The 10,552-nt window shown below is 70.2% G+C and carries 7 protein-coding genes; 3 read left to right on the top strand and 4 right to left on the bottom strand.

Annotated elements, in window-relative coordinates; genetic code table 11:
- The 3 genes from MJ785_RS07710 to MJ785_RS07700 all read right to left on the bottom strand — a co-directional run.
- The coding region (locus MJ785_RS07710) for an acyl-ACP desaturase (protein WP_239307904.1) at positions 1-909 on the bottom strand (909 nt) is incomplete at its 3' end.
- Positions 910-1,081: 172 nt separating this feature from the next.
- Positions 1,082-2,287: a hypothetical protein gene (locus MJ785_RS07705; RefSeq protein WP_239307905.1), complete on the bottom strand. Its 1,206-nt coding sequence runs from the start codon at positions 2,285-2,287 to the stop codon at positions 1,082-1,084.
- A 1,212-nt stretch (positions 2,288-3,499) separates the two neighbouring features.
- The gene (locus MJ785_RS07700) at positions 3,500-5,239 is read right to left on the bottom strand and encodes a glycerol-3-phosphate dehydrogenase/oxidase (protein WP_239307906.1); all 1,740 of its coding nucleotides are present in this window, start codon (positions 5,237-5,239) and stop codon (positions 3,500-3,502) included.
- Between the two features lie 119 nt (positions 5,240-5,358).
- On the opposite strand from MJ785_RS07700, the gene MJ785_RS07695 reads away from it, so the two are divergent.
- Positions 5,359-6,531, top strand: a complete 1,173-nt coding sequence (locus MJ785_RS07695) for an acyl-CoA dehydrogenase family protein (protein ID WP_239380263.1) — start codon at positions 5,359-5,361, stop codon at positions 6,529-6,531.
- A gap of 30 nt (positions 6,532-6,561) precedes the next feature.
- A complete protein-coding gene (locus MJ785_RS07690; RefSeq protein ID WP_239307908.1) occupies positions 6,562-7,716 on the top strand; it encodes an acyl-CoA dehydrogenase family protein in 1,155 nt (384 codons plus the stop codon).
- A gap of 43 nt (positions 7,717-7,759) precedes the next feature.
- Here the strand turns inward: MJ785_RS07690 and MJ785_RS07685 are convergent, their stop codons facing one another.
- Complete coding sequence (locus tag MJ785_RS07685) at positions 7,760-9,334, bottom strand: glycerol-3-phosphate dehydrogenase/oxidase (RefSeq protein WP_239380262.1); 1,575 nt, start codon at positions 9,332-9,334, stop codon at positions 7,760-7,762.
- A gap of 125 nt (positions 9,335-9,459) precedes the next feature.
- On the opposite strand from MJ785_RS07685, the gene MJ785_RS07680 reads away from it, so the two are divergent.
- Positions 9,460-10,552: FAD-binding oxidoreductase (locus MJ785_RS07680; protein WP_239380261.1), on the top strand; the 1,093-nt coding region annotated here is incomplete at its 3' end.

The raw sequence follows: 10,552 nt of genomic DNA, 5'->3' as shown, positions 1-10,552 counted from the left end.
GGGGGAGGCGGCGAGTGCGCCCGCGCGTTTCGCCTCGTGCTTGCGGGCGAGGGCGTCGATCGCCTCAAGGTAGCGCTCGACGTTCGTCCGGGCCTGCTCGGCCGGCGCGTCGAGGCCGTCGAGGTCGAAGAACTTCCAGTGCCGCAGGAGCGGCGTAACGACCTCGTCGTGGTGGATGCGGAGGTCGTAGATCCCGGCTCGGGCGATCAGCTTGGCCTTGCGGTCGAAGTCCTCGATGCCCGTCCCGGGCATCTGGAAGGCCACGATCTCCTCGGCGATGGCCCGCACTGTGGCGGACGGGTCAATCTCCAGCGCCGCGCTGATCAGGTTTCGGTAGAAGATCATGTGGAGGTTCTCGTCGGCGGCCACCCGGGCGAGCAGCTTCTCCGCCACGGGGTCCTGGGTGAACCGCCCCGTGTTGCGGTGGCTGATCCGTGTTGCCAGCTCCTGGAAGGACACGTAGGCGATGGCGCGCAGTGGCGTCTTGCCGCCGCCGTCGAACCCCTGCTGCATCTGCTTCATGCGGCCCCGCTCAAGGGCAACCGGATCGACACCACGGGTTACCATCAGATAGTCACGCATCGCGATGGCGTGGCGTCCCTCCTCCGCCGTCCAACGGTGCACCCAGGTACCCCAGGCGCCGTCCCGGCCGAAGGTCGTCGCGATCACATGGTGGTAGCTGGGCAGGTTGTCCTCTGTGAGCAGGCCGACCTCGAAGGCGACCTGGGCGATGTCGGACAGCCTGGACTGCTCCGGTTCCCACGGCAGGGTGTCGAAGTCACTGCCCTGGCTCCAGGGGACGTACTCGTGCGGCATCCATTCGGCGGCCAGGCCCAGGTGGCGGTCGAGGTTGGTCGCGGCGACGGGCTCAAGCTCACGCAGGAGGTCGATGTCTGTGAAGGAGGTCATGCGCATACCCTGACAGGTCAACTGGACAGCGGACTACGTCCTGTGGGCGGGATTGAAGCCTGAAAACTGTTCTCTATGAACAGTTCCGCAGGCCTGGCGGGCGGCGGGAGAGCGCCCGGCGCTCATGGCGGGGATCGCTTACCGAACGCGTCGAACTGTCGCGGAGATCGTGTCAGGACGACATCGCGGCCACTGTCAACGGGCCGAGCGCGCACCGGGCGTGGTCGACCAGCGCGGCTACGCCGGCATACCCGGCCTGCTCGATTTCCTGGCACAGGCGGGCGATGTCGCGGCGTGTCATCCCGGAGTCGATGGTTGCCGCGTGGGCGACGGCCTCGTGCCCGAGGGCGATGGCCTGCTCGGGGTGGCCTGTCCTGACATGGGCGACAGCCAGCCTGGTGAGGAACTCGACCCGGTTCCGCGGGAACTCGTCGTCGAGGGCGTCAAGGTCGTTGAGGGCCGCCTGGAAATGGGGTATCGCCTCGTCCGGGTCGCCGCCGGACAACAGGGCCTCACCAGCGGCGAACGAGATGTCCTTGCGGCCGGCCCAGTACATGTAGGGAGGGTTCTCATCCGGATGAACAGCGTCGATCAACGAGTAGGCGAGTGTGGTCGCGGCCACTGACTCCGCATGGTGACCGGTGCGGCTGTGAGCGACAGCCAGGTCGGCGGTGATCACAGCTCGTTCGATGGCGCTCAGCATGCTGCGGGCGCCGTCCTGGGCCGACTGGAGCAGGGTGATCGCGTCGGCCGGTTGCCCGTACCACGCCGCCTGTTCCGCCATACAGCGCAGGATGTTCGCGCCGAGAGCGGGCGCATCCGCCTCGTGGGCGGCCCGGAGCGCCACGAGCCAGCATCGCTGCGCGGCACCGTACTGCCCGACGTCGTACATCGCCCAGCCGGCCAGCCGGGCCAGCTCGGCGGCGACCGCGTACAGCCGGGCTTGGTGGATGTCGTTGTGGATGCCGGTCCGCAGCAGCCGGACGGTGATACCGAGCTCGGTGATGGACAGCGCGTGGACATCGCCACCGCCGAGGACGTCGCTCATCCGCCGCAGGGCGTCGACGCGCTCTTCAAAGCCGCGTACGAGGGGATCGTCGACAAGCTGGCCGACGGCGGCGGCCCGGCGCTGGCATGCCCGTGCGGTGAGCCAACGCTCGGCGGCCGAGTCAAGGGAGGAGCCGGACACCGGGAGGAAGCGGCGTGGCCGCTCGGTACGAGTCATCTCCGCCAGCCCGCGGGCCAGCCCGTCGTCCGCCCACAGCAGATCAAAATCGACGTTCGCGGGTGTGAGCTGTTCGACGGGCAGCGGTTCCGAGGCATCGTGATGGTGGCGGAGCGTATGCGGATCCCATCCTGAGCGTGCGTGTATTGTCACGGCGGGTTTCTCCCGTCTCCGGGCGGAGCTACTGTTGATCGTAGCCGTGCGAAAACAGCGCCTTAGAGCGCGTGTGAGATCGTCATTCCGGCTCGCCGCGTCCAGGCGCCCCCTGGCCGCGTTGTCGGCCACACCGAGACAACTCATCCGGTATCGCTTCGGCCTTCCGCCTTGCCAGGGGGCGCCTGGAGGCGGCTCGCTGATCGAAAGCCCGATCTCACACACACTCTTTAGCGGCTCCAGCAACAGGACCGTCCGGCTCGCGGTGCCCGGGTGGCGCCTCGCGTCATCGCTCCCCGTCCATCGCCGCGCGATGGACGGGTACCCCGGTTCGTCGGTCGACGCCCAGTACCTCCGGCGTCTCCCTCCGCAGCCTCGCGATGCGCGCACGCCAACCTCGTTCCTTGGGCCATGCCCCTATTGCCGGTCGCTCTTACTCCGGTTGCTGTTCCCCCTGAATGATCCCGTGGTTTTTTCTTGGCAGGACTCGGGTCCGGGTGGTATGGCCTGCCTCCCGGATCTGTGCCAGCCGATATGCGGGAGGCGAACCCGGGGGCGCGTAACCCGCCAATGCCGTGGTCGGTATTATGTGGTGCCCATGGCGGTCGCCCGCTCTCGTGGGTAATCGGGCCATGGCCCACTCGCTGGTCGGTGCCGCGGGTAGCTGAATGTGGACACACCTCCAGAAGAGGCAGACTCCGTAACGGGAGACACGGCGGGCCGGTCCGATCTTCCGCGAACAGTGGGTTCCTTCGGGGCCGCTGCCCGCGCGAACGGCATGATGATCGCGCAGTCTTCGGTCGCTAAGGTCTTGCTACCCGAAGAATCTACCACTTATGCCGGTCATGCTCACTGGTCATGCCCTGCCTGGTGGGTCCGATGCCGGCGGATACAGTTACACGTTATCGATGTATTCACCGGCCAGAAATGCATTCACCGGTTTGTTCCCGCTGTTTATCGCGTTACCACGAGCCGTCTTTCTGGGGTCATGCTGATAATCCCTCGAACGGTGCTTTCTCGAAGGGGCGGCGCCTTGCTGCCGCCTTTTTGCCGTCTCGGGAGTAGCTCTTGACCTCGTTGAACAGCGTGGAGCAATCGCGGCGTTCCTCGCTGTTATCGGACGCTGGTGCTGTTTGCACAGCGTCCTGCCGACATCTTTGGTGTCGTTTTCCGGACCGTCGACGAGGTATTTCGCCGGGGCGGGCGCAGCCCTCAGCCAAGGGCGGGTTCGGGAGCCCCGGGCCGGAGCCGGCCACCGCCGCGCACGTCCGGGGCACCGAGCCGGGCCGCGTCGGCGGTCTGGTCATCCGCCTGCCGCTGGGACTCGCGCTCGGCCGCCACCCGCGCCCGGTAGTGCTCGATCTCGGTGGCGGTGGTCGTGCGGTCCCAGCCCAGCTCGGGTCCGACCAGCTCGGCGACGTGCGCGGCAGCTTCGGCACCCCGGTCCCAGGCCTCGATCGAAATCCGGGTCCGGCGGGTGAGTATGTCGTCAAGGTGCAGCGCACCTTCGTGGGACGCGGCGTACACGGCCTCCGCCGCGAGGTAGGTGCTGGCCCCGCGCAGCGGCCGTCCGAGGGCGGGGCGTTCCGCGATGAGGTCGAGGACCTCCCGCGTGAGGCTGCCGTAACGCCCCAGCAGATGCTCGACCCGCGCCACGTGCACCCCGCTCCGGTGGGCGAGGGTCTCCCGGGCGTTCCACAACGCCTGGTAGCCTTCGGCGCCGAGCAGCGGTATCCGGTCGGTGCAGGACAGCGGCACGTACCGGTTCATCCCGGCCAGCGCGGAGTCGACCGCGTCGCGGGCCATCACTCGGTAGGTCGTGTACTTCCCCCCGGCGACCATGGTCAGACCCGGCAGCGGCGAGACGACCGCATGCTCCCGGGACAGCCGTGAGGTGTCCTCGGACTCGCCGGACAGCAGCGGGCGCAGCCCGGCATAGACACCGGTGATGTCCTCGGTGCTCAGCGGCGTGCGCAGCACCCGGTTGACGTGCGTCAGCACATAGTCGATGTCCGCGCTGCTGGCGGCGGGGTGCGCGAGGTCGAGGTTCCAGTCCGTGTCCGTGGTCCCGATGATCCAGTGCGAGCCCCAGGGGATCACGAACAGCACGCTGCGGCGGGTGCGCAGGATCAGCCCGGTGGTCGAATTGATCCGGTCGCGGGGCACCACCAGGTGGACGCCCTTGGACACCCGGACGGACAGCTGGCCGCGGCCGCCGGCCATGGCCTGGATGTCGTCGGTCCACACTCCCGCCGCGTTGATGGTCTGGCGTGCCCGGACATCGATCTGCCCGCCGTTCTCGAGGTCGTCGACACGTACTCCGGTGATCCGTTCACCTTCCCGCAGCAGCCCCGTCACCCGGGCGCTGGTGGCGATCAGGGCGCCGTAGTGGGCGGCGGTGCGGGCGACGAACATGGTGTGCCGCGCGTCGTCGACCTGGGCGTCCCAGTACTGGATCGCGCCCACCAGGGAGCCCGGTTGCAGGGACGGCGCGGCGCGCAGCGCGGCCTGCCTGGTCAGGTGGCGGTGGTGCGGTACGTTGCGGCGGCCACCACTCAGGGTGTCGTAGAGCAGCATCCCACTGCCGACGTAGGCGCGCTCCCACATCCGATGAGTGATCGGGAACATGAAGGAGGTCGGGCGTACGAGGTGCGGGCACAGGGTCGCGAGCAGAAGCGCCCGTTCGCGCAGCGCCTCGGCGACCAGCGCCACGTTGCGCTGCTCGAGGTACCGCAGCCCGCCGTGGATGAGCTTGCTGGACCGGCTGGATGTGCCGGCCGCGAGATCTCGCGCCTCGACCAGGGCTACCGACAGCCCGCGGGTGGCCGCGTCGAGCGCCACCCCCGCCCCGGTGACGCCGCCGCCGATGACGACGATGTCGAAGACCTCGGCCTCCATCTGGCGCAGGGCGTCGTTCCTGGTGGTGGGGTTCAGCCGGGCCGGAGCAATCATCGTCTTCCCCGTTTCCGGAGGGTGGCTGCCAGATAGGGCGCGGACACACGTCACATCGTGCCTGCCGCGAATAAACTCCGCATGCCGCGTTGCGCACACTCCACCGCAGGAGCCGCCTGATGGATCTTACCTTCACGCCCGCGGAGGAGCGGTTCCGCGTGGAACTACGCGCCTGGCTGGCGGACAACATCCCGCCGCGGTGGCGGTCGCGGTCGTTCTGGTCGGCCATCGGCGCGGCGGAGGCGTTCGAGCTGCGCAGGGACTGGGAACGCCGCAAGTACGACGCGGGGTTCGCCGGGATCTCCTGGCCACGGGAGTACGGCGGCCGTGGCGGGACACCCGGCATGCAGGCGATCTACGACGAGGAGACCCAGCGGGCCGGGGCCCCGCCCACCGTCAACGCCCTCGGTCTGGCCTTTCTCGCGCCCACCGTCATGGCGATCGGCACGGACGAGCAGAAGCGCGACATCATCGGCCCGATGCTGCGCAACGAGGTGATCTGGTGCCAGGGCTTCTCCGAGCCGGGCGCGGGTTCGGACCTCGCCGCGTTGCGCACCACCGGCGTGCTCGACGGCGACGAGTTCGTCGTCAACGGCCAGAAGGTCTGGACGACCAATGCCGTGTACGCGGACAAGATGTTCGCGCTGGTCCGCACGGAGCCCGGCGCCCAGCGGCACCGCGGCATCTCGATGCTGCTCATCGACATGCGTTCCGACGGGGTCGACGCCCGGCCGCTGCGCCAGCTCAGCGGCGCGAGTGAGTTCGGCGAGGTGTTCTTCACCGATGTCCGGGTGAAGGTCACCGACTGCCTGGGCGGGGCCGGTGACGGCTGGTCGACGGCGATGCTGCTGTTGTCATTCGAACGCGGCGCCTCCGGCATCGCCCAGTACACCGCCTTCCGCGGCCAGTTCGACGAGATCGTGGCCGCGGCGGCGGCCTTCGGGCGTACCGGCGACCCGGTCCTGCGCCAGCGGCTCGCCAGCCGGATCGTCGAGCTCGAGTGTCTGCGCTACCACTCCATGCACATACTCACCCAGATCGAAAAGGGCGCGGAGCTCGGGGCCGAGTCGTCCCTGACCAAACTGCAGTGGTCGCACACGCATCAGGAGCTGTGGGAGACCTTCGACGACCTGCTCGGTCCGGAGGCGACGCTCACCCGGCCACGGCCTGACGCCGACCTACGCGGTATGCAGCACGAGGCGATGTGGTCGCGTTCGGTCACGATCTGGGGTGGCTCCTCGCAGGTGCAGCGTAACATCATCGCCGAGCGGCTCCTCGGGCTGCCCCGATGACCTTTCCGGCCGTCGTCGATAGGACCAGCCATGTACTTCGCACTCACCGACGAGCAGCGTGCTCTGGGTGAAACCGTCCGTGCCTACCTCGCCGACCGGTTCGACCTGACAGCCGTCCGTGCCGTGTTCGAGGACCAGCACGGCGACGGTAACCCCACCGAGCTGTGGAAGGCCATCGGCGCGTATGGATGGCTCGCTGTCTGCGTCCCCGCGGAGCACGACGGCCTCGGTCTTGGCCTGGTGGATGCCCAGGTGGTTGCCCGCGCGTTCGGCGCGGGAGCCGTACCCGGGCCGTGGCTGCCGACCGTGCTCGCGGGTGAGGCGCTGCGGCTTGCGGGTTCGGACGAGCAGAAGAGGTCCTTGCTGCCCGCTGTCGCCTCGGGCGCGCTCGTGGCCACGGTGGCGCCGCGCGGGCCGGCCGGCCGCTACGATCCCTCGGGCGTACGGGTCACGGCTGACGAGGCGGGCCGGCTGACCGGATCGGCTCTGCCGGTCGAGTACGCCGAGACCGCACAGATCATCGTGGTGGCCGCCGTGGAACCGGCTGGCGAGGTCGGGCTGTACCTGGTGGAACCGGAGCTGCCGGGGGTCGCCGTGACCGGGCTGGAAAACTACGACGGCACGGTACGCACGGCTTCGGTGGTGCTCGACGGCGTCCCCGGGCAGCGGTTGCCTGGCTCGTCCACGGCCGTCTTTAGCGATCTTCTCGACCGGGGTGCGGTGCTCACGGCGGGGGACCTCGTCGGCCTCGCCCGGGAGGCGCTGCGGCGCACGGTCGCCTATGACCGCGACCGGGTGCAGTTCGGCCGGGCGGTCGGATCCTTCCAGGCGCTCAAGCACCATCTCGCCGACCTGCATGTTGCCGTGACCATGTCCGAGCACGCGGTGCTGTACGCGGCACACGCGCTGGACGCCGGGCTTGCGGACTGCCGGCTCGCGGTCGCTGTGGCCAAGAGCAAGGCCTCGGACACCGCCCGGGAGGTGACCGCCGCGATGATCCAATATCACGGCGGGATCGGCTACACCTGGGAGCACGACGCCCACTTCTTCTACAAGCGTGCCAAACGCGAGGTTTACAGCTACGGCGATCCGGTCCAGCACCGGGACCGGATCGCTGCCCTGACCATCGGCCGGATCCCCTCGACCACCGTGGACGGGGTCCCACCGACGCTGGCCGTGCCCTGATCAGCCGAGGGCGGCGTGACGATGTTCGGAAGCCCACCGTCCGCTATCCGTCCGGCGCGGCCAGCAGCGCTTGGACGTGGGGGAGCGCGGCGGCACGGTCGGCTGGCACCAGACCGATGCGGGTGCGCCGGTCGAGTAGGTCACCGGCGTCCAGGGCGCCCTCGTGCCGCAGCGCGAACAGTATCTCCGCGCCGGTGGTGTCCACCCGGCCGCACAGCGGCGCGAGAAGCCGCGGATCACCCCGCGCCTGCGCGACCACGGTGGGTGCCTCGGTGCCGTAGCGGGCGACCAGCCGGCGCGGCGCGGCCACTTCGGCGAGCGTCGACCACCCGGCCGCGCCCACCAGCGGCAGGTGCTGGGTCCGGCACGGCCCAGGGCGCAGCCCGCGCGCCCGCGCCAGCTCGTCCACGGTGTCGGCGGCCATCCGCCGGTAGGTGGTGAGCTTGCCGCCGACGATGGTCACCACGCCATCGGCCGAGGTGATGACGGCATGGCGACGGGAGAGGTCGGCGGTGCGCCCGGACGCCCCGGACGCCCCGGCCGGCAGCGGGCGTAACCCGGCGAAGGTGCCCAGGATGTCAGCCTGGTCAACGGGTACCGCCAGAACGCCGGAGATGACCTCGCGCAGGAACTCGGTCTCGGCCGGGGTCGCGGCCGGGGTGTCGGTCACGGCGTCGACGGGTTCGTCCGTGAGCCCGACGTAGACCCGTCCGCCGGGCTGTGGCAGCGCGAACACGTACCGGTTGTGCTCGTGCGACACCGGCACGGTGATCGCCGTCCGGAGCCCGCCGAAGGCGCTGTCCGCCACGACGAGGTGGCTTCCGCGGCTCGGGCGCACATGGACGTCGCCGCACAGCTCGCCAGCCCAGACCCCGGTCGCGTTCACCACAGCGCGGGAGCGCACCGTGACCGCCGAGCCGGTGAGCGTGTCGATCGCGGTGGCACCGTCGCCGTCGACGGCGACGGCCCGGCAGCGGGTGATTATCCGCGCGCCATGCCTGGCCGCTGTCCGTGCGATCGCGACGACCAGGCGCGCGTCGTCGACGAGCTGACCGTCCCAGGACAGCAGCCCGCCGCGCAGGTGGACGGGCCGCAGCGCCGGCACCAGGGCCTGGGTCTCGACCGCGCTCAGCCACCGGGGGCCGGGCAGGACCGAGCGGGGGGTGCCGGCGCCGAGCCGGATCAGGTCGGCGATGTGCAGGCCGGCATCGGCGACGAGGGCGGCGGAGGTGGGGAAGCCGACCGTCAACGGGAGCACCATCGGTAGCGGCCGTACCAGGTGCGGCGCGGTGGTGCGCAGCAGGATGTCACGTTCCCGGGAGCATTGCCGGGCCAGGGCGACATCGCCAGCGGCCAGGTAGCGCACTCCGCCGTGGACGAGTTTGGAGCTCCAGCGGCTGGTGCCGAAGGCCAAGTCGTGGGCTTCCACGAGCGCGACGGACAGCCCTCGGCTCGCGGCGTCCAGCGCCACGCCCGCCCCGGTCACCCCGCCGCCGATGACGAGGACATCGAGGATCGTGCCGTTCGCCAGACAGGCGAGGTCCCGATCACGTTGGCGACGATTGAGTGACCCGGCCGGTTCAGCTGCCTCAACGTGATCAGATAGCCTGCTGGGCATTTCACGGTCACGCTGTGACCACATCTGTAAAAGTGTATGTCGTGTCACCGCCGACAACGAGTTGTGATGATGACGGAAGGACACAACGGCGGGATGACGAGCCAGCGAGCCAGCGAGACGGCGGGATGACCGGGCCTGACGCCGGGACGGCCGGCTCTGGCGCCGGGACGCTCTGGTGGGGCTGGGGCACCGCGGCGGCGCGCACGCCGCTGCCCGCCGGTGTCCGCTCTCTGCTGGAACAGGTTCTGGGCGTGGACTGCCGCGACACCCCACCGGTGAGCCTGGACGCGGTGCGGCTGCCGGCGGTGAGGCTTGCCGAGGATGCGCGCGCGGCCCTGGCGGGCGTCATCGGCCCGGCCTGGGTGCACGACGACCGGGAGAGCAGGATCCGGCACTGCCGTGGGCGTTCCACGACCGATCTGCTGCGTCTGCGCGCCGGTGACGCCATGGATGCCCCGGACGCGGTCATCCTGCCCGCATGCCACGACGAGGTGCTCGCGGTGCTTGCGGTCTGTGCCCGGTATCGGCTCGCGGTGGTCCCGTTCGGCGGCGGGACATCGGTCGTCGGCGGCTTGGCCGCGGCCTGTGACGGCGTTGCCGGTGTGATCGCGCTTGACACGGCCCGGATGAACCGGCTGGTCGGCGTCGACGCATGGTCACAGCTGGCCACGGCTGATCCCGGTCTGCGCGGTCCGGCCCTCGACGCCGCGCTTGCCACGCACGGTTTCACTCTCGGTCACCTGCCGCAGTCGTGGGAGTACGCGACCGTCGGAGGGTTCGCCGCGACCCGGTCCAGTGGCCAGGCCTCCGCCGGTCACGGCCGGTTCGACAGCATGGTCGTCGGTATCCGGCTCGCGACCCCGGTCGGCACCTGGGAGCTCGGCCGGGCGCCCGCCTCCGCCGCCGGGCCCGATCTGCGCGAACTCGTGCTCGGCTCCGAAGGAGCTTTCGGGGTCATCACCCAGGTACGGCTGCGGGTGCGTCCGCTGCCCGAGACGATCCACTACGAGGGCTGGCGCCTGGCGGGCTTCACCGGCGCGGCCGCGGTGCTGCGCATCCTGGCGCAGCGGGATCTGCTGCCGACGGTCGCGCGCCTGTCGGACGAGGTGGAGACCGCGGCCGGGCTCGGCGGCGCCGGCCCGGCCACCGCCGGCGGCTGCCATCTGATCATCGGCTACGAGGGCCGGGCCGGCTGGGTCGCCGCGCGCCGGGCCGAGG

The organism is Protofrankia sp. CiT1 (genome assembly GCF_917627335.1).
GTDB lineage: Bacteria > Actinomycetota > Actinomycetes > Frankiales > Frankiaceae > Protofrankia.
The sequence above is the reverse complement of the archived record's forward strand: the minus strand, read 5'-3'. Positions and strand labels throughout refer to the sequence as shown.